This window comes from Acidithiobacillus sp. AC3, from assembly GCF_050261095.1.
Lineage (GTDB): Bacteria > Pseudomonadota > Gammaproteobacteria > Acidithiobacillales > Acidithiobacillaceae > Igneacidithiobacillus > Igneacidithiobacillus copahuensis.
The window spans coordinates 2,357,009-2,373,155 of the sequence record NZ_CP189838.1 but is presented as its reverse complement, the minus strand read 5'-3'; the positions used below and the strand labels follow the sequence as shown (position 1 = coordinate 2,373,155).

General features: G+C 60.2%; 20 protein-coding genes. 9 read left to right on the top strand and 11 right to left on the bottom strand.

Features of this window, described 5'->3' with window-relative positions:
* Positions 1 to 15 precede the first annotated feature (15 nt).
* A complete protein-coding gene (locus ACQAYK_RS12000) occupies positions 16 to 1,284 on the bottom strand; it encodes an ISNCY family transposase (protein ID WP_215870423.1) in 1,269 nt (422 codons plus the stop codon).
* Between the two features lie 495 nt (positions 1,285 to 1,779).
* Between ACQAYK_RS12000 and ACQAYK_RS11995 the strand changes: the two genes are divergently transcribed.
* From ACQAYK_RS11995 to ACQAYK_RS11985, 3 genes are read left to right on the top strand one after another with little or no spacing between them, the layout of a single operon-like run.
* Complete coding sequence (locus ACQAYK_RS11995) at positions 1,780 to 2,022, top strand: type II toxin-antitoxin system Phd/YefM family antitoxin (RefSeq protein ID WP_215872077.1); 243 nt, start codon at positions 1,780 to 1,782, stop codon at positions 2,020 to 2,022.
* Positions 2,019 to 2,282: a Txe/YoeB family addiction module toxin gene (locus tag ACQAYK_RS11990; protein ID WP_215872076.1), complete on the top strand. Its 264-nt coding sequence runs from the start codon at positions 2,019 to 2,021 to the stop codon at positions 2,280 to 2,282. The genes ACQAYK_RS11995 and ACQAYK_RS11990 overlap by 4 nt, the downstream gene beginning before the upstream one ends.
* The gene (locus ACQAYK_RS11985) at positions 2,275 to 2,535 is read left to right on the top strand and encodes a hypothetical protein (protein ID WP_226827707.1); all 261 of its coding nucleotides are present in this window, start codon (positions 2,275 to 2,277) and stop codon (positions 2,533 to 2,535) included. The genes ACQAYK_RS11990 and ACQAYK_RS11985 overlap by 8 nt, the downstream gene beginning before the upstream one ends.
* 22 nt (positions 2,536 to 2,557) lie before the next feature.
* Here ACQAYK_RS11985 and ACQAYK_RS11980 read toward each other — a convergent pair whose 3' ends face one another.
* Both ACQAYK_RS11980 and ACQAYK_RS11975 read right to left on the bottom strand, forming a co-directional pair.
* A complete protein-coding gene (locus ACQAYK_RS11980; RefSeq protein WP_226827704.1) occupies positions 2,558 to 2,896 on the bottom strand; it encodes a BrnA antitoxin family protein in 339 nt (112 codons plus the stop codon).
* Positions 2,868 to 3,197, bottom strand: a complete 330-nt coding sequence (locus ACQAYK_RS11975) for a BrnT family toxin (RefSeq protein ID WP_215872075.1) — start codon at positions 3,195 to 3,197, stop codon at positions 2,868 to 2,870. The genes ACQAYK_RS11980 and ACQAYK_RS11975 overlap by 29 nt, the downstream gene beginning before the upstream one ends.
* A gap of 203 nt (positions 3,198 to 3,400) precedes the next feature.
* Between ACQAYK_RS11975 and ACQAYK_RS11970 the strand changes: the two genes are divergently transcribed.
* Both ACQAYK_RS11970 and ACQAYK_RS11965 read left to right on the top strand, forming a co-directional pair.
* A complete protein-coding gene (locus tag ACQAYK_RS11970; RefSeq protein WP_226827702.1) occupies positions 3,401 to 3,652 on the top strand; it encodes a type II toxin-antitoxin system RelE/ParE family toxin in 252 nt (83 codons plus the stop codon).
* A gap of 3 nt (positions 3,653 to 3,655) precedes the next feature.
* Positions 3,656 to 3,946, top strand: a complete 291-nt coding sequence (locus tag ACQAYK_RS11965) for an addiction module antidote protein (protein ID WP_215872074.1) — start codon at positions 3,656 to 3,658, stop codon at positions 3,944 to 3,946.
* A gap of 225 nt (positions 3,947 to 4,171) precedes the next feature.
* Here the strand turns inward: ACQAYK_RS11965 and ACQAYK_RS11960 are convergent, their stop codons facing one another.
* Positions 4,172 to 4,759, bottom strand: a complete 588-nt coding sequence (locus ACQAYK_RS11960) for a cytochrome b/b6 domain-containing protein (protein ID WP_215872073.1) — start codon at positions 4,757 to 4,759, stop codon at positions 4,172 to 4,174.
* Positions 4,760 to 4,857: 98 nt separating this feature from the next.
* Between ACQAYK_RS11960 and ACQAYK_RS11955 the strand changes: the two genes are divergently transcribed.
* Positions 4,858 to 5,166, top strand: a complete 309-nt coding sequence (locus ACQAYK_RS11955) for a hypothetical protein (RefSeq protein WP_215872072.1) — start codon at positions 4,858 to 4,860, stop codon at positions 5,164 to 5,166.
* A gap of 12 nt (positions 5,167 to 5,178) precedes the next feature.
* On the opposite strand, the gene ACQAYK_RS11950 is transcribed toward ACQAYK_RS11955, so the two are convergent.
* The 3 genes from ACQAYK_RS11950 to ACQAYK_RS11940 are packed head-to-tail and all read right to left on the bottom strand — an operon-like array spanning position 5,179 to position 7,186.
* Positions 5,179 to 6,147 (bottom strand): homoserine kinase, encoded by a 969-nt coding sequence (locus tag ACQAYK_RS11950; RefSeq protein ID WP_226827699.1) that lies wholly within the window; start codon positions 6,145 to 6,147, stop codon positions 5,179 to 5,181.
* On the bottom strand, positions 6,116 to 6,448 hold the full coding sequence (locus ACQAYK_RS11945) for a DUF2782 domain-containing protein (protein ID WP_215872071.1): 333 nt from the start codon (positions 6,446 to 6,448) through the stop codon (positions 6,116 to 6,118). The genes ACQAYK_RS11950 and ACQAYK_RS11945 overlap by 32 nt, the downstream gene beginning before the upstream one ends.
* Positions 6,449 to 6,466: 18 nt before the next feature.
* Positions 6,467 to 7,186, bottom strand: coding sequence for an LOG family protein (locus tag ACQAYK_RS11940; protein WP_215872070.1), 720 nt, complete (start codon positions 7,184 to 7,186; stop codon positions 6,467 to 6,469).
* A 66-nt stretch (positions 7,187 to 7,252) separates the two neighbouring features.
* On the opposite strand from ACQAYK_RS11940, the gene polA reads away from it, so the two are divergent.
* Entirely contained in the window at positions 7,253 to 9,958 is a 2,706-nt protein-coding gene (gene polA, locus ACQAYK_RS11935) for a DNA polymerase I (RefSeq protein ID WP_215872069.1), read from the top strand.
* 3 nt (positions 9,959 to 9,961) lie between these two features.
* Here polA and ACQAYK_RS11930 read toward each other — a convergent pair whose 3' ends face one another.
* Together ACQAYK_RS11930 and yihA are read right to left on the bottom strand one after the other, a co-directional pair.
* Positions 9,962 to 10,420, bottom strand: a complete 459-nt coding sequence (locus ACQAYK_RS11930) for an NAD-binding protein (RefSeq protein WP_215872068.1) — start codon at positions 10,418 to 10,420, stop codon at positions 9,962 to 9,964.
* Positions 10,421 to 10,464: 44 nt separating this feature from the next.
* Positions 10,465 to 11,211 carry a ribosome biogenesis GTP-binding protein YihA/YsxC gene (gene yihA / locus ACQAYK_RS11925; protein WP_215872086.1) on the bottom strand — a complete coding sequence of 249 codons (747 nt, stop codon included), beginning with the start codon at positions 11,209 to 11,211 and terminating at the stop codon, positions 10,465 to 10,467.
* Positions 11,212 to 11,308: 97 nt separating this feature from the next.
* Between yihA and ACQAYK_RS11920 the strand changes: the two genes are divergently transcribed.
* Positions 11,309 to 13,132, top strand: coding sequence for a cytochrome c biogenesis protein ResB (locus tag ACQAYK_RS11920; RefSeq protein ID WP_215872067.1), 1,824 nt, complete (start codon positions 11,309 to 11,311; stop codon positions 13,130 to 13,132).
* Positions 13,133 to 13,158: 26 nt separating this feature from the next.
* Positions 13,159 to 14,337: a c-type cytochrome biogenesis protein CcsB gene (ccsB, locus tag ACQAYK_RS11915; RefSeq protein ID WP_215872066.1), complete on the top strand. Its 1,179-nt coding sequence runs from the start codon at positions 13,159 to 13,161 to the stop codon at positions 14,335 to 14,337.
* 2 nt (positions 14,338 to 14,339) lie between these two features.
* Here ccsB and ACQAYK_RS11910 read toward each other — a convergent pair whose 3' ends face one another.
* Complete coding sequence (locus ACQAYK_RS11910) at positions 14,340 to 15,569, bottom strand: MFS transporter (protein WP_226827692.1); 1,230 nt, start codon at positions 15,567 to 15,569, stop codon at positions 14,340 to 14,342.
* 6 nt (positions 15,570 to 15,575) lie between these two features.
* The gene (panD, locus tag ACQAYK_RS11905; RefSeq protein WP_215872065.1) at positions 15,576 to 15,941 is read right to left on the bottom strand and encodes an aspartate 1-decarboxylase; all 366 of its coding nucleotides are present in this window, start codon (positions 15,939 to 15,941) and stop codon (positions 15,576 to 15,578) included.
* Between the last annotated feature and the right edge of the window lie 206 nt (positions 15,942 to 16,147).

The window sequence follows — 16,147 nt, the reverse complement described above, 5'->3', positions numbered from 1 at the left end:
TCTCCTGGGTATGGATTACTTTCCAGGACGATCTACGGTGGGGTAACGACGCCAGGGATGGTCGGCAGCAGGCCGGGATTTTTCTGACCAACGTCGGGAAGTCAGGATCGCATCGACGCGAGCGTTGAGGCTTTTGTCATCGACAGGATGGGGGATTTGCTGGGGCGAATCGAAGACCTGGTAGGGCAAGACTTCGCCGCCAGTTACCAGCTCGATTCGCCCGTCGGCATGGACCACGACATCGACTTTCCGTCCGCGCAGTGCATAGCGTGGGGCGCCACCGGTCTGGATGATGTAGCGCTGTCTTTGAAAGGACAGCACCAGGTCCTTGGATAGGGTACGGCGGTGGTGGATGGCGCAGATCCGGGCGAGAGTTTCTGGACTTCCATCATAGGGTTGGTGGGCGTCCTCGTCGTCGCATGCCGCCACGGCAAAGCGCGCATTGTGTTGCTGCAGGTACTGGGGGAGCCAAGCGTTGGCGGTATCCTGATCGCTGATACCCTTCAGGCGCAAGGCCTTGACCAGGCGATCCTGAAGCGTTTGGAACAGGCGTTCTACCCGACCTTTGGCCTGTGGGCTCAAGGCCTGGATGGTGGCAATTCCCAAGGCTTCGGTGGCACGCTGAAACTGCGTGGGTTCGTTGTCTTCTGGGTTGTGTTTGGTGAAGATGCTGTGCCGATCGCTGTAGAGCGCCACGGGGCAGCCATGAGTCGTGACGTAGGTCTGTAGGGCGGACAGGTAGGCCTGACTGCTTTCTACCGGCGCAAAACGGGCATACAAGACCCGACTGGTGGCATCGTCAATGAAGGCGATCAGGGTGCAGCGCGGCCCACGGCCTTCGAACCAATCGTGGGGACTGCCATCGATCTGGATCAATTCCCCCAGTCGCGCTCGGCGCGGCCTGGGTGGGTGCAGGCGCGTGCGCCGCTTGCGCTGGGCTTGCCACAGGCCCGCAGCGATCATCCAGCGACGCAGCGTCTCCTTCGATACGGTATAGCCATCTGCGCGCAGATATTCCGCTGCCAAGGTGGGGCCAAAGTCCGCATAGCGTGCCCGCACCTGCGCCAGGATGCCCTCCCGGACCGTCGTCTCTACCCTTCGGTTGGAGGGTCTGCCACGGCGTCGACTGATCAATGCCCGTGCCCCTTCCCGCTCAACCCCGCGCTGCAAGCGCCGAATCTGCCGCTCCGACAAGCCTAATGCCAGCGCTGCCTGCCCCTGACTTCGGCTCCCATCGATCACCTGCTGCAGCACCGCAAACCGCTTGAGCTCCCGCTCGCTCATCTCTATCCGCTCCTGCGTCATTCGTCCTTGCCTCTCTACTCTTCCAGGCGGACATTTCTAACGTGCCGAAAGCGGACATTACTAATTTGCTGCTACAGCCCTCTGCGCGATATCGACAAGTGGGTACGACGCAAGCTACGCTGCTACGTCTGGAAACAATGGGGATCGGCCGGTTACCGGCAACTGCGCAAGCGTGGCGTGTCTGTGCGCGAAGCGTGGAACACCAGTAAGTCGGCGCATGGGCCGTGGCGGCAGTCGAAGACACCGGCGCTGACCATTGGCCTTCTTCAAGAACCTGGGAGTGCCGAGCCTTGCGGCCCGGTAAGAATGCAATTCATCGAACCGCCGGATACGTGATCCGTACGTCCGGTGGTGTGGGAGGGGGGAGCCGTGAGGCTTCCTCCTATCCTGATTGGCCTTCCTGTGACGCTCGCATAGCCACTTGACAAACGTACGTAATGGCGTACCATCAAGACTTCTTTGAAGGAGCGTGAAATGAATACACTTACCGCCAGCGAAGCTCGCGCAAATCTGTACCGACTCATTGATCAAACAGTAGAGTCTCATGAGCCAATCATCATTTCTGGAAAACGCAGCAGTGCCGTGTTGCTTTCTGCGGAAGACTGGAGCGCAATTCAAGAAACCTTGTATCTACTGGCCGTACCCGGCATGCGCGAGTCCATCAAGGCTGGTATGGCCGAACCCCTTGCAAAAAGCTCGAAGGCGCTTAAGTGGTGAGTTGGGAAGTTGTTTATGCCAAGCAAGCAATGAAGGACGCAAAGAAGCTTGCTGCAAGTGGCCTTAAAGCAAAGGCACAAGAACTGCTCGAGGTTCTTGCCAACGACCCATTTCAAAATCCACCACCCTTCGAGAAGTTGGTCGGTGATCTTGCCGGCGCATACTCTCGCCGCATCAATATTCAGCACCGCATAGTTTATGAAGTCTTTACCAAAGAGAAAACGGTTCGTGTCCTGCGTATGTGGACACATTATGAGTGAGCAGAGGCCCAACCAATCCATCAACACGGACTGGCGCGATAAGGCCGCGCCAGCCGGTTATGTCAGACGTTGGGAGTCACAAGTGGAATCGGATCGTTACAAGCGCGGTTGGGAAAACCTCAAGGAAATCGATGGTCACGCTGGCGAATTGAAGTCACAAACTACCGCCAAGAGCGCCATGACAATTGGTAATCTGAGAGCTATAACCCGGCAGTCGAGCGGACCGGCGCATAAAGCCGCCCAGCGCCGGTGACCTCCACCTTATGCCTCGGACATTAAACTGGGGAGTGAGTTTTGAGCCAGTCGCGCAGAGCCGCATTCATGCGCGTCTGCCAACCCGGACCGCCTGCACGGAAGGCCGCGAGAACGTCGCGGTCAAAGCGAATGGTGGTCGATTCTTTGTCGCTTCCTGCTGGGCGCCCGCGCTGTCTCCGGTATGCTTCAATCCCGGCCTGCATCTCCTCGCGCGACATCGGTCGCTCGTCCTCGTTCTTGCCGTCCCATACATACGGTGCCTTTCCGCGCACTTTCGCCGCGTCGGTCTTGCTTTCACCGCGCTTGAGGGCGGCGCGCATCTTATTAGGTTCATTTGAAGTCATCTTCGAGCCAGCCATGGTAACCGCTCCTTTCCTCTTCACTCGCCGGCCGAAAGCTAACAATCCGCAGCGCCTCTTCCCGCGCCACATGCACCACCGTCAGCACCGCCAGCACATCAAACACGTAAGCGAACGACTGTGTGCGCTGTTCGCCGCCTCGCACGCTCTCGACGTCCAAGTGGTAAGGGCTCTCCAGCACCATCACGGCATCGAGGAAATCTAGCCCATGCTTGTTGAGGTTGGCTTCCCGCTTGGCTTCATCCCAGAGAATGTGCCTGTTTATTGATTTTATTTTGATAACGGTAATTCGAGAAGTCAAGAATTTTTGTTACTACACCACCGAGGCATAACGCTGCGGTCAACCGGACCTGCACGAAAAGCCGCGCAAGCCGGTTATCTTCACGTTGGGCCTCTCAGGCTACACATGGAGCATGAGTAGTTGCGCAGTAGTATCCGTACGGATACACTAAGCTCATGAACACCTTTCTTCGGACGGACGAATTCGATGCTTGACTCTCAGCCTTGAAGGACAAGGTTGATCGTGCGCGCATCGCTCATCGTATTCGCTCTGCCGAACATGGCAATTTCGGCGACTGCGAGCCGGTCGGTGAGGGCGTCTCCGAAATGCGCGTACATGTCGGCCCCGGCTATCGTGTCTATTACACACGCCGAGGAGTGGTGGTCTATTTGCTTCTGCTGGCTGGCGATAAGTCTTCCCAGAAGCGCGACATCAAACGCGCCATTGAGATGGCGCGCTCTTTGGACAAGGAGTGAACCATGGCCAAACTTGCCCCTTTTGACGCTGCTGACTACCTCGACGACGAAGAAACCATCGCGGAGTTCTTGACCGCGGCACTGGAAGATCAAAACCCCGACGTGTTTCTTTCCGCCGTTCGTGACGTTGCCCGAGCCCGCGGCATGGCACAACTCGCCAAGGACGCTGGCCTTGGCCGCGAGAGTCTCTACAAAGCCCTCACACCGGGCGCCAAACCACGTTATGACACTATGCTAAAGTTGCTTCATGCCCTGGGTGTCAAGCTTTCTGCGACGCCGCTGATTCATTCATGAGGTCCACCGAGGCTCAATCAATCATTCCAAATGACGATTCTCGTAGAGGCAAAGTGAACCACCCCGGGTTTTGAGGAGGCTTCGATTCGAGAGAGAATGAAGCCATGAACAGAGCCAAGAAGTACTCCCCCGAAGTGCGTGAACGGGCGGTACGTCTGGTGCAGGAGCATCGTAGCGAATATCCGTCCCTGAGATCTGCGCCTTGGTCCTTGCCATGACCACAGCTCAGAGCTCGAACAGACGGAAGATGTTCCAGATGCCATCGCGGCGCAGCGCGTGCAGCAGGGTAAAGGCGACATGACCGATCCAGTAGGCCCAGACGAGATTGGCCAGTGCCTTATGCAGGGGGATGAGGGCCTGCAGGATGGCGCCGGGCGGGGTACCGCCCTGGGGTAGAAAGAAGAAGATGGCGGTACCGGTGAGCGCCATCCAACTGACCAGTAGGAGCCCGAGACCATGTACGATCGCAGCGAGTCCTGGTGCCGGTCCACTGGGCCGTAAGCGGCCGCGTAGCAGGGCACGCAGATCGTCCCAGATGGGTCGCCAGGGTCCGCGCAGGGGGAATAGCTGGGCGCGAATAGCAGGGGTGGTGAAGATCCACAACCATTCCCAGAGCAGAAAGAGCGCCGTCGTCAGGCCGATCCAGGCATGGGTACTGAAAAGTAGCTGGGTAATACTGCCGTAGTCGGCATGCTGAAAATCCGGCGTCATCCATAAGGAGCTGAAGAGCTGCCAGGTGACACCAAAGGCGATACCGGCATGCAGCCAGCGTGCCTCGCGTGGCCAGGGATTGTCGCGGGAATCGTCGGACATCTTTCCTCCCAGATGGATTACGCCCAGTATATCGTGATTTTCAGGCTTTCCCATAAAGGGACGAAAAAGTATGATGATAGCAAAGAGGGGGGCGTCTGATGATCATACTCTATCTGTTGAACACCCTGTTTGTGCTGGGTATTGTGTTGGCGTTGTGGTTTCCCGCAGAAACGCGGCGGATTCTGACGCGCCTGGGCCTGTGGGACTGGATACAGGGGATCGATCGCGAGGTCTTCAGTCGCTGGGTGGAGCGGGCGGGCATCTTTTTGATGATTGCCGCGCTGGCGCTCTTCGCTTCCATTGCCATGGGTGGGCATCCTTGGGACTGGATCTTGCCTGCGGGAGAGGGGCTTTTCTTTGGTGTCGCCCTTTGGCTGGCGGGCTTTTGGTCGCGACCTAAGTCTTGAAGCATGCAGCGATCAACAAAACTCGCGGCGCCGCTCCAAAATGCGCTGATATTCCTCCGGATCACGTAGCTCGGTGAGCTGGCCGCCGCGGGGGAAATGCTTGGCCTCCAGACGCAGGAGCCAGAAGCGCAAGGCGGCGGCACGCATGTAGGGAAACCACAGGCCATGCTCGCGCCGTTCGAAAGGGCGGACGCTTTCGTAGGCTTGCCAGAGAATGGCGGCAAGGTTTTTGTCGAGACTGCCATCGGGGAAGGAGCACCAGGCATTGGCGACGATGGCCAGATCATAGAGCCAGGCATCGTCACCCGCGTAGTAGTAGTCGATGGTACCGGTGATGGTGTTGCCCTGAAAGAGGACGTTATCGGGGAAGAGATCGGCGTGAATCACCCCGCCGGGCAGCTTATCGCGGGGCCATTGCTTCTGCGTTTCCCGTTCATCGGCAAGCAGCTCTCTTTCGGCCGGGCTCAACTTGGGGAACAGCCGTCTGCCGGTTTCCTGGCACCAGCCGAGCCCGGCGGGGTTCGGATGCTCCTCGGGAAAGCCGCGACCAGCGAGATGCATGCGTGCGAGCAGCTGCCCGAGGGCGCTGATCTCGGCCTCGTTGGGCACGCGGCCCTCGATGGACTGCCCGGCCAGGCGTTGCACGATGGCGGCCGGTTTACCGCAGAGAGTACCGAGGATCTCGCCAGCGCGCGAATGCACTGGCGCCGGGCAGGGAATGCCGTGCTGACTCAGCCACTCCGTAACGTGCAGGTAATAAGGGATGCTCTCTCGCGGCAGACGTTCAAAAATGGTCAGAACGAAGCGGCCGCCTTGGGTATCGAGAAAAAAGTTGCTGTTCTCGGTACCCGCGCAGATGCCGGTAATCTGTTCCAGGCTGCCAAGGTCATAGGCGGCCAGAAAGCTTGCCAACTCGGCATCGGGGAGTTCGGTGTAGACAGCCATGCGTTTACCAGCGGAAGAGAGTCCACTGCGGGACATCCATTTTTTCCGCATCGGAATTGGGTACACGGGTGAAGCCATGGCCGCTGCGGTTGACGAGATAGTACGGAGGGAAGGGCTTGGGCGGGATGACCTTGACCATGTAGACCTCGCCATCGGCCTTGTATTCTTCGATCCGGGAGCCCTTGGGCACATGGAGTTGGGCCTCGGGCACACTGTTTTTGGGCGGTGCCAGGCGTGGCAGATGATAGGGGTATTTCTCGGGGCCGCTCTCGGCCAGCACAACGCCAGCGCAGAGAAATGCCCCCAGACCCAGAAAGATTGCAAGAGTACGCGGCATGACGAGGTTCCTCCCTTGTTACAGGTTGAGCAGGGCTTCGGTTTCTGCCGACGAGGGGGCAAAACCGCGTTTTTCGTAATGATCAAAGATAGCAGCAACAACGGCATCGGGATCGTCGAGTACGGTGACCAGATCCAGGTCGGCCTCGTTGATGGTGCCGTGCGCCAGCATGGTGCTTTTCCACCAGTCGATCAATCCATTCCAAAAGCCGGAGTCGAAAAGAATGATGGGCATGCGGCGGGTCTTGCCGGTCTGCACCAGGGTGAGGCATTCCGCGAGTTCATCGAGGGTACCAAAGCCGCCGGGCATGACCACATAGGCGGCAGCGTACTTCATGAACATCACCTTGCGCGAATAAAAATGTTCGAAGGACAGGGAGATGTCCTGATAGGGATTGCTGTGTTGCTCATGCGGCAGTTCGATGTTGAGACCGATGCTGTAGCCGGTGCCGCGATAGGCACCGCGATTGGCCGCCTCCATGACGCCCGGACCACCGCCACTGATCACCGAAAAACCGGCGTTGGAGAGTTTCTCGGCAATGCTCAAGGTCTGCTGATACCAGCGGTGCTCCTCGGGCAGCCGCGCCGAGCCGAAGATACTGACACAGGGCTCAACGGCGGCCAGCTTTTCATAGCCGCGCACAAACTCCGCCATGATCTGAAAGATTTTCCAGGCTTCGCGGGTGAGGCGACTCTCGCCGCCGTCAAGAAGACGTTCCGTGTCCAGGGGTGCGCGCATTGCAGGCCTACCGTAGCTGCTCAAATTTTCCGTATTATGGGGGAAAGCTGCCGAAAAGTCCTGCTCATGACCGAAAATTCTCGTATCCTGGTTGATGCCTCCAGTTTTCTCTACCGCGCCTTTCATGCCCTCCCGGACCTGCGCGCCCCCGATGGCCTGCCAACCGGCGCCATCTATGGGGTGGTCAACATGTTGCGACGGTTGCGGCGCGAGTATCCGCAGGGCGAGATCTTCGTCGTTTTCGACGCCGCCGGGCCGACCTTTCGGGATGCGATCTACCCCGAATACAAGGCACAACGTCCGCCCATGCCACAGGAACTGCGCGTGCAGATCGAGCCTCTGCTGCAGTGGATAGCGGCCATGGGCCTGCCCCTGCTGCGTGAGGCGGGCGTCGAGGCCGATGATGTCATCGGCACCCTCGCCTGCGCCACGCCTGCCGATCGCCCCCTCCTGATCATTAGCGGCGATAAGGATCTTGCGCAGCTCATCGATGCGCGTACGCAAATCGTCGATACCATGAAAAACACCGTGCTCGATGGGCAGGGAGTGCGCGACAAGTTTGGCGTCCCGCCGGAACAGATGGTGGACTACCTTGCCTTGGTGGGCGACAAGGTGGACAACATTCCGGGCGTGCCGGGCGCCGGACCCAAGACGGTGGCCAAATGGCTGGGACAATACGGCACCCTGGACAATCTTCTTGCGCATGCCGATGAAATTGGCGGCAAGATTGGTGATGCCCTGCGTGCCAGTCGTGACTTTCTACCACGCAGCCGGGACTTGGCCAGGATTCGCTGTGATCTGGAGCTCCCCGCCGCCGCGCTCGTGCAACAGCCGGCCAATACGGCGGCGCTTCTTGCCCTGGCGGAACGTCTGGGCTTCAATAGCTGGCGCCGCGAGTTGCAGACCGAGTTGGCAGCGACAGGGGATCCTGCGGGATTTTCCCCTCTCTCAGGAGATCCCATCGACCGCAGTCGCTACCTACTGATCGATACGGAAGACGCCCTGCAAGATCTCCTGGCGCGGATAACGGCGGCAGAGCGGGTGGCCATCGATACCGAAACCACCTCTCTCAATCCCCATGATGCCGAGCTGGTGGGGATTTCCTTTGCTTGGCGGGAGGGCGACGAGATAGAGGCAGCCTACCTGCCCCTCGGACACCGCGAGGGGCGGCAGTTGCCGCGCGAGCAAGTCCTTGCAGAACTACGATCTTGGCTGGAATCGGACGCGGCGAAGATTGCCCAGAATGCCAAGTTCGACTGGCAGATCTTTTGGGGTCAGGGCATAGAGCCGCAGGGCCTGCTGCGCGATACCCTGCTCGAAAGTTATGTGCTGGACTCCAACGGGCCGCACGACCTGGATCATCTGGCGGAGCGCTTTCTGCAGCACCAGAACATCGCCTATGAGGACGTCGCTGGCAAAGGCAAAAAGCAACGCAGTTTCGCCGAGGTTCCGATCCGCGAGGCCCTGCCCTACGCGGCGGAAGACGCTGATGTCTGCCTGCGCCTAGATGCTCTGCTGTGGCCGCGGATCGACACGGAAGCGGGGCTGCGGCGGGTGTTTGTAGAGATCGAAATGCCCCTTGCGCTGGTATTGGCGCGTATGGAATGGGCAGGAGTGAAGATCGACCGGCAGCAGTTGGAGGCCCTCAGTAGTGAGCTGGCTGCGGCCATGCAGCAGGTCGAGCGGGAGGCGCAGGAATTGGCTGGGCAGCCCTTCAATTTATCTTCCCCCAAGCAGATTCAGGAAATCCTCTTCGACAAGATGCAGTTGCCAAGCCAGAAGAAGACCAAGGGCGGGCAGGCCTCGACCGACGAGGATAGTCTCGCGCAACTGGCCAGCCATTCACCCCTACCGGGCCTGATTCTCGAATATCGCAGCCTCGCCAAGCTGCGGAACACCTACGCCGATGCCTTGCCGCAGATGATCCATCCGCGTACCGGGCGTGTGCACACCCACTATCGCCAGGCAGTGGCGGCTACGGGACGACTTTCCTCCAGCGATCCGAATCTCCAGAACATCCCGGTGCGCACGGAGCAGGGGCGACGGATCCGTGCCGCCTTCATCGCCGAGCCGGGGCACCTGCTGCTGAGCGCCGATTACTCACAGATCGAACTTCGTCTCATGGCGCATTTTTCCCACGATGAGGGTCTGCTCGCTGCCTTTGCGGCGGGGGAAGACGTCCACCGGGCAACCGCCGCTGAGGTCTTCCAGATTCCGCTGGAGGACGTCGATGCGGAGCAACGACGGGCCGCCAAGGCGATCAATTTTGGTCTGATCTACGGCCAGACTGCCTTTGGCCTGGCGCAGCAGCTGGGGGTCGATCAGGCCAGTGCACGGGCGTACATGCAGCGCTATTTCGAGCGCTATCCCGGGGTCCGGGCGTATATGGAGGAAAGCCGCAAACGGGCGCGAGAGCAAGGTTTTGTCGAAACCCTCTATGGCCGCCGTCTCTATGTGCCTGAGATTCAATCGCGCAATCCGGCGCGCCGGGCGTACGCCGAGCGTGCCGCCATCAATGCCCCGTTGCAGGGCAGCGCCGCCGATCTAATCAAATTGGCGATGATCGCCGTCGACTCCTGGTTACAGGAAGACCGGTCGCGGGGGCGAATGATCCTGCAGGTACACGACGAATTGATTCTGGAGGTCGCGGAGGAGCGTCTGCAGGAGGCCAGTCAGGCCCTGCGGGCACGTATGGAAGGGGTGGCGCAGCTCGCCGTCCCCCTGGAGGTGAGTATGGGCTGGGGCGCTTCCTGGGCGGAAGCGCACTCCTGATGTTTAGCGTTGATTGTTGCCTTGAAACATCTTCAGGATGGCGTCGCTGCTGAGCTCTTCACCGTTCAGTGCCATGGCGAGGACCTCGCCGCCAATGACCTGGGGGGCGATGATCATATCCGGCTGCACCCGTTGCACGCGCTTGAGATTTTTACTGTCGTTGACCGCGGCCACGGTCTTCGCAGAGCCTTGTAGTTCGCGCGTAGCAAGGATGATGAAGGCGTTTTCCGAGTCATCGGCACGCAGGGCGAGGACCGCGGCAGCGACATTGGCCTGCACTTGGTTGAGGACGTCGGTGTCGCTGGCGTCGCCGATGATCACATCCTCGGCTTGAAAATAGGTGTCGTCGGGCTGGCGCAGCAGAATGACCCGCACGACCTGTCCGCGGTCTTTCAACTGACGATAGCTGTTGCGTGCCAGCGGCGTGTCACCAACGATAATGTAATGATCTTTCAATGGCATGAGAGATTCCTTGGGCCGCTTCGCAAAAAAAATTGAACTTTACTTCAGTCTTTAGATTCTAAGGGGAGTGGTTTTTCCCGGACTTCACCTCCCTGTCCGGGATGGGAGTCCTCTCCTCCCTTTGAGGACTCATGTTTGTTCCCCGCCGGCGGCGGGGGACTTTTTTCCAGCCAAGCGCTCAGCCTGCTCTGTAACTCTGGGAGCCCTTCGCCCTCTTTCGCGGAAAACAGCTGTGCCGTACTCCCTGCCATTTCTCCCGCACGCAGCACCCGCTGCAGGGTCTGCCTTGCTGCCCCACGCGACAGTTTGTCGGCCTTGTTGAGGAGGACGTGCACGGGTCGCTGGCAATGCGCGGCAAAGCGTAGCAGATCGCAGTCGAAAGGCATCAGCGGATGGCGAATGTCCATCACCAGAATCAGCCCCTTCAGACTCTGGCGACTGCGCAGATACTGGCTGAGAAGCTCCCCCCATTGGGCGCGCATGGCCTCCGGAACCTTGGCGTAGCCATAGCCCGGCAGATCGACGAGTCGCTGCTCCGGGCTGCCCAGGATGAAGAAATTCAGTGCCTGGGTACGACCCGGAGTGCGGCTGACGCGGGCCAAGGCGCGTTGTTGGCAGACGCGGTTGAGGACCGAGGATTTGCCCACGTTGGAGCGTCCGGCCATGGCCACTTCGGCACCGCTATCGGCGGGGAGTTGGCCTAGGCGGGTCACGCTCAGCAGGTACTCGGCCTGCTGCAGACCAATAGTGCGCGCTTTCTCCGGCCTCGGAGTTTCCTTGGTATGTTCCATGCTAGGAGCATAGCCGTGCCACGCGGCTACTGGCAATTCTTTCCTGAAGCGCTAGACTGCGGGCAGACAACAGAATGGGGAGGTGGTCTTGCAGACCATGAGTCGTGTTCACTCTGCGCAGTCTTCGCGATTGCGTCTACTGCTGCAATTTTTGGGCTCGATGCGCTTGGCGGTGAGCCTGCTTGTCCTGCTCGCCATCGCTTCCGTCATCGGTACGGTACTGAGCCAGCAACAGCCCTACGACAACTACCAGCTCCAGTTCGGTAGCTTCTGGTTTCAGGTTTATCGCGAGCTGGGGCTCTACAACGTCTACCGAACCCTGTGGTACACCGGGATCGTCGCCTTTCTGGTCCTCTCTACTGCTACCTGTGTCACGCGTAATGGCCCGCGCATGCTGCGCGACATGCGCGCCCTGCCCGTCCGGCAGCGCCACGCGGCAATCCGCGCACAGGAACATTTTTTCTCGACCGATGCGGAGCTGTCGGCCGAAGGCATGGCCAACCGCCTTGCGGCATTGCTACGCCAGGCCGGTTTCCGCCCGCGCCTGGAGCGTGAGGGTAGTGAGTTCTATGTAGCCGCGCGCAAGGGGCGCTTTCACCGGCTGGGATATTTCCTTACCCATCTGGCCATCATCCTCATCTGCGCGGCGGCCCTCTACAATGCCGATATTCCGGTGAAATGGGCAGAGTGGACGGGTACTCTCCAGCCCGCCAAGAACTTCGATCTGCCCCTCAGCGAAATCCCCCGTTCGGCCTGGATGCCGCTGCACAATCCTGCGTACCGCGGCATCATCACCCTGCCGGAGGGACAGACGGCGGATGCCGTCTTCGAGCTGGCCGGCGATGGTTACCTCGTGCAGCCCCTGCCGTTCCGCATTCATCTGCGCTCGTTTCACGTCAGTTATTACTCTACCGGTATGCCCAGCGATTTCGTTTCCGATGTCGTGCTCTACAGTCCGTCGGGCAAGGTACTGAAAAGTGGCATTATTCGCGTCAATCATCCGATGTCCTACGATGGCGTGGAAATTTATCAGTCGAGCTTCAGTGACGGTGGCTCCCTCCTGCACCTGCAAAGTTACGTATTGGGAATGCCAGCGTTGCAGCCGGGGCAGCTCACGGGACGGGTCGGGCAGACCCTGCAGGCGGGGGGTTCCGGTTATTCAGTGCAATTGAAGAACTTCTCCCTCTACAATGTCATGCCGCGCACGGCGGTAGGCGACAAGCCCGACCCGAAAAACCCCATGATCAACCTGGGCCCGAGTTACACCTACGTGGTGCATGACCCGCACGGTGGCGCGGCGGAATTCAAAACCTACTTCAGCCCCATCAGCCGCAATGGACAAGGCTATTTCGTGCAGGGATATCGGCAGGCGCTCGGTGATCCTTATCACTACGTCTATCTGCCCGTCGGGCCCAACGGCGGCATCTCCCTGTTTCTGAATTATCTGGCTGCCCTGCAGGTGGCGGCGCGCGGCGGTGCACAGGCATCTCCGGCGGTCTTTCAGCAGATTTTTGCGATGCTTGCCGCGCGTGTGGCACCCAATATGTCTACTGCCGAGCAGGGTCGTTTCGTGCAGGCGAGCCTGAATGCCTTGGCGCAGATGCGGGATTATCCCGCCCCCTTCATTCTCCGCCTGCAGTCCTTCGACCATCGCTGGGCGGCCGGTCTGCAGGTTACCAAGTGGCCCGGTACGGTGCCCATCTACTGGGGTTGTGTGGCCCTGGTACTGGGAATTTTCATTCTCTTTTACCTGCCGCAACGGCGGATTTGGGCGCGGGTAGAGGATCGGGAAGGCGGCAGTCATCTGGAACTGGGCGCCAGCGCTGATCGGAACAAGCGGGAGTTCGCCCGCGAGTTCGCTGCCTGGGAGCGTGCCTTGCGGACGTCGCCTAGAAAAGAAGATACTACTTTGAATTGTTGACTTATTTAGAGAGAGGAGCGGAACACATGGCAAAGAGCATGGAATCCTGGGCAGAAGAACTGCCCGCGGAGTTTCGGCACCGGACCCTGGCGGAGATCCTGCGTCAGGAGGCCGCCTGGATCCTGGGCCTGACGGCGGTGGCGGCATTCATTCTCGCCCGCTGGGGCGCGCAGTTCGACTATTGGCAATATGTGGTACTGGCGTCCTGGTATGTGGGTCTCTTGCTGGCTGGCGTTGCCTGGCGCCCGCTGCAGTGGGCGACGGTAGCCAGTGTCCTGCCGGCATTGGGCGCGGTCTGGCTCTATGCCCACGGTCAGACGGCAGAAAACAATTTCCTCTTGCACTACGTGTTACAGGGTGTCGCTGCTGCAATGTGGATGTCGGTACTCCTCCTCCTCGCTACTGCGGCCTACCTGCTGCATTTTTTCTCGGGGCGTGAGGCGGTGGGGCGCTGGGCGACGCGCCTGACCTGGGGGGGCGTGATCTTCGGCTTCATTGGTCTGGGCGTGCGTTGGCGCGAGACCTACCTCGGACACCCGAGCTGGGGACACATCCCCGTCAGTAATCTGTGGGAAGTCTTTGTGCTTTTTTGCGCGACGACTCCGCTGTTTTACCTGTATTACGAGAAAAAGGCGCAAAATCGCAGCCTGGGCGCCTTCATCATGCCCTTAGTGGCGGCGGCGGTAGGCTTTTTGTTGTGGTTGACTCTGGCGCAACACATGGATCGCGTCGAGCCCTTGATCCCCGCCTTGCAGAGTTTCTGGATGAAGCTGCATGTGCCGATGATGTTTGTCGGCTACGCCAATTTCACCATCGCCAGCCTGATTGGGGCGGCATATCTGCTGCGTGAGGGATCTGTCCGACGCCGCGGGATCTTGGCCGCCCGCCTGCCCGACGCCGACCTGATGGACGAGGTCATGTACCGCGCCATTGCCCTGGGCTTCCTGTTTTTTACCGTGGCTACCATCCTTGGTGCGGTCTGGGCGGCGCGGGCCTGGGGTGGCTTCTGGTCCTGGGACCCCAAGGAAACCTGGGCCCTGATCGTCTGGCTCAATTACGCAGGCTTCCTGCACGCCCGGGTGGTCAAGGGCTGGCGCGGTCGCAGCATGGCCTGGTGGTCTTTCCTGAGCCTCTGGGTAGTCAGCTTCTGCTTCCTGGGTGTCAACATGTTCCTGTCGGGCCTGCATTCCTACGGCAAGCTCTGAGCTCAGGCATCGGGTTTCTTCCTCGCCGCTTCGGCATTGCCGAAAAAGCGATGGAAGAAAAGCAGATACAGCGCCTGTAGCCCGGCGCCGAGGTAGAAGGGCCAGCTGAGCAGGCCAGCGGCGAAGAAGAGCCCGGCGATGACCGGGCCGATGGCGCGCGGTGCCTGGATGCTCAGGCTATTGATGGTGGCCGCGAGACCCCGGTGGCGCTGGTCGACAATGCCGAGAAAGAGGGCCTGCCGGGAACCGATGCTGCCCTGATTCATGGCCGAGCGCAGGATGTAGGCGAGCATCGCCAGCCAGAAGTTCGGCGCCAGAGGGATCATCAGTAACATTAACAAACCGACCAAGCGCAGGCGCACCACTGTACCTACCATGCCAAAGCGTCGGTTCAGGCGAATGCTGAACAGTGAGCTGGCCGCCGCCACCAGAAAGGCAATGGCCATACCGGGGCCGATCAGCGCCGGGCCCGCATGAAAACGCAGGTGCATCCAGTAGGCCATCAGCGGGCCGATCAAGCCGATGCCGAGGCCGTTGAGGCTGTTGATGGCGCCAAAGCTGAGCAGCGGACGCCAGCGAAAGCTGGTCGGTGCCGAGGCCGTCTCCTCCGCGACCGCTGCGGATGCCGCCCGGGGTCCGGGTTCGCGGGCACGGTACAGTAGCCACAGACTGGCCAATGCGCCGAGGAGGACCAGAGCAAAGAGACTGCGGTACCCCAGGAGTTCGGGAAAAGCGGGGGCAAACTGGCCTGGCAGAGCGGCAAGCGCTGCCCCCAGACCCATTCCCGCTAGTCCAATGGCGGTATTGATCGGTAAAACCCGGCCCCAGATTTCCTGCGCCAGGCTGCGCGACAGCCACGCCTGTTCTGCGGGCGCAAAGGGGCCGGCGCCGCCATTGGCGCCACGTCCAAAGGCACCGAGCAGGGCGGCAATGCTGAGGATGGCGGGATTACTGCTGAGCAACGCCAGAACGGCGGCAAGGACCTGGGTGCCTTCGTAGCCCAACAAAAAACGTCGTGCGCCATAGCGGTCACTGGCGGGCCCCACCAGCAGAGTCGCAAGTCCGCCCAGCAGAAGACTGGCGGAGTAAAGAGCGCCGATCGCCACCGCCGTCCAGTGCAGGGCGTGCAGATACAGCGCAAAATCGACCACCAGGGCACCCTGCCCCACACTGCGCGCCGCGCGCGCCGCCAGCAGTCGGCGCGCGCTTGCAGGTACGTTGGTGAGCAGCAAAACGCTTCAGACAGCGAGGGTGGGACGAATTTCCCGATTTTGTGTATCGACGTGGACCACTTTGGGTCGCCAGCCTTGCGCCTCCTGGGGACTGATTTGGAGATAGCTCGCGATAATGAGCAGGTCGCCCAGGGCCACGCGTCGGGCAGCGGCACCATTCACCGAAATGCAGCCACTGCCGGGCGCGGCACTGATGGCGTAGGTGGTGAAGCGCTCGCCGTTGTGCACGTCATAGATCTGAATCTGCTCGAAGGGAAGGATGCCCGCCGCCGCCAACAGCTCGGCATCGATGGCGCAAGAACCCTCATAATCGAGCTCTACCGCCGTGACCCGCACCCGGTGCAGCTTGCTTTTCAGCATCGTGATCAGCATCAGTGTTCCTTGTGCTCGTCGGAATGACGGCGAGCGAGGCGATTGACGCCCAGGGCGACGAGCAAGAGCAGGACGGGCGTCCCCACCAGGATCACGATTTCACCCCACATGCTGAGCATCTCTTTGCCCCTCCACTAAGCAAACCGTGGGTATTGTAACTGCTTGCCCGAGGGCGGGGAATCGCGCCCGCGTTTTTGCTACACTGG

Coding starts and splice junctions, on each gene's coding strand:
- panD (WP_215872065.1), bottom strand. CDS start 15,941: ATGCTGATCACGATGCTGAAAAGCAAGCTGCACCGGGTGCGGGTCACG.
- ACQAYK_RS11985 (WP_226827707.1), top strand. CDS start 2,275: ATGAGTGAGCAGAGGCCCAACCAATCCATCAACACGGACTGGCGCGAT.
- polA (WP_215872069.1), top strand. CDS start 7,253: ATGACCGAAAATTCTCGTATCCTGGTTGATGCCTCCAGTTTTCTCTAC.
- ACQAYK_RS11960 (WP_215872073.1), bottom strand. CDS start 4,759: ATGTCCGACGATTCCCGCGACAATCCCTGGCCACGCGAGGCACGCTGG.
- yihA (WP_215872086.1), bottom strand. CDS start 11,211: ATGGAACATACCAAGGAAACTCCGAGGCCGGAGAAAGCGCGCACTATT.
- ACQAYK_RS12000 (WP_215870423.1), bottom strand. CDS start 1,284: ATGAGCGAGCGGGAGCTCAAGCGGTTTGCGGTGCTGCAGCAGGTGATC.
- ACQAYK_RS11980 (WP_226827704.1), bottom strand. CDS start 2,896: ATGGCTGGCTCGAAGATGACTTCAAATGAACCTAATAAGATGCGCGCC.
- ACQAYK_RS11965 (WP_215872074.1), top strand. CDS start 3,656: ATGGCCAAACTTGCCCCTTTTGACGCTGCTGACTACCTCGACGACGAA.
- ACQAYK_RS11930 (WP_215872068.1), bottom strand. CDS start 10,420: ATGCCATTGAAAGATCATTACATTATCGTTGGTGACACGCCGCTGGCA.
- ACQAYK_RS11940 (WP_215872070.1), bottom strand. CDS start 7,186: ATGCGCGCACCCCTGGACACGGAACGTCTTCTTGACGGCGGCGAGAGT.
- ACQAYK_RS11995 (WP_215872077.1), top strand. CDS start 1,780: ATGAATACACTTACCGCCAGCGAAGCTCGCGCAAATCTGTACCGACTC.
- ACQAYK_RS11950 (WP_226827699.1), bottom strand. CDS start 6,147: ATGTCCCGCAGTGGACTCTCTTCCGCTGGTAAACGCATGGCTGTCTAC.
- ACQAYK_RS11920 (WP_215872067.1), top strand. CDS start 11,309: ATGAGTCGTGTTCACTCTGCGCAGTCTTCGCGATTGCGTCTACTGCTG.
- ACQAYK_RS11955 (WP_215872072.1), top strand. CDS start 4,858: ATGATCATACTCTATCTGTTGAACACCCTGTTTGTGCTGGGTATTGTG.
- ccsB (WP_215872066.1), top strand. CDS start 13,159: ATGGCAAAGAGCATGGAATCCTGGGCAGAAGAACTGCCCGCGGAGTTT.
- ACQAYK_RS11945 (WP_215872071.1), bottom strand. CDS start 6,448: ATGCCGCGTACTCTTGCAATCTTTCTGGGTCTGGGGGCATTTCTCTGC.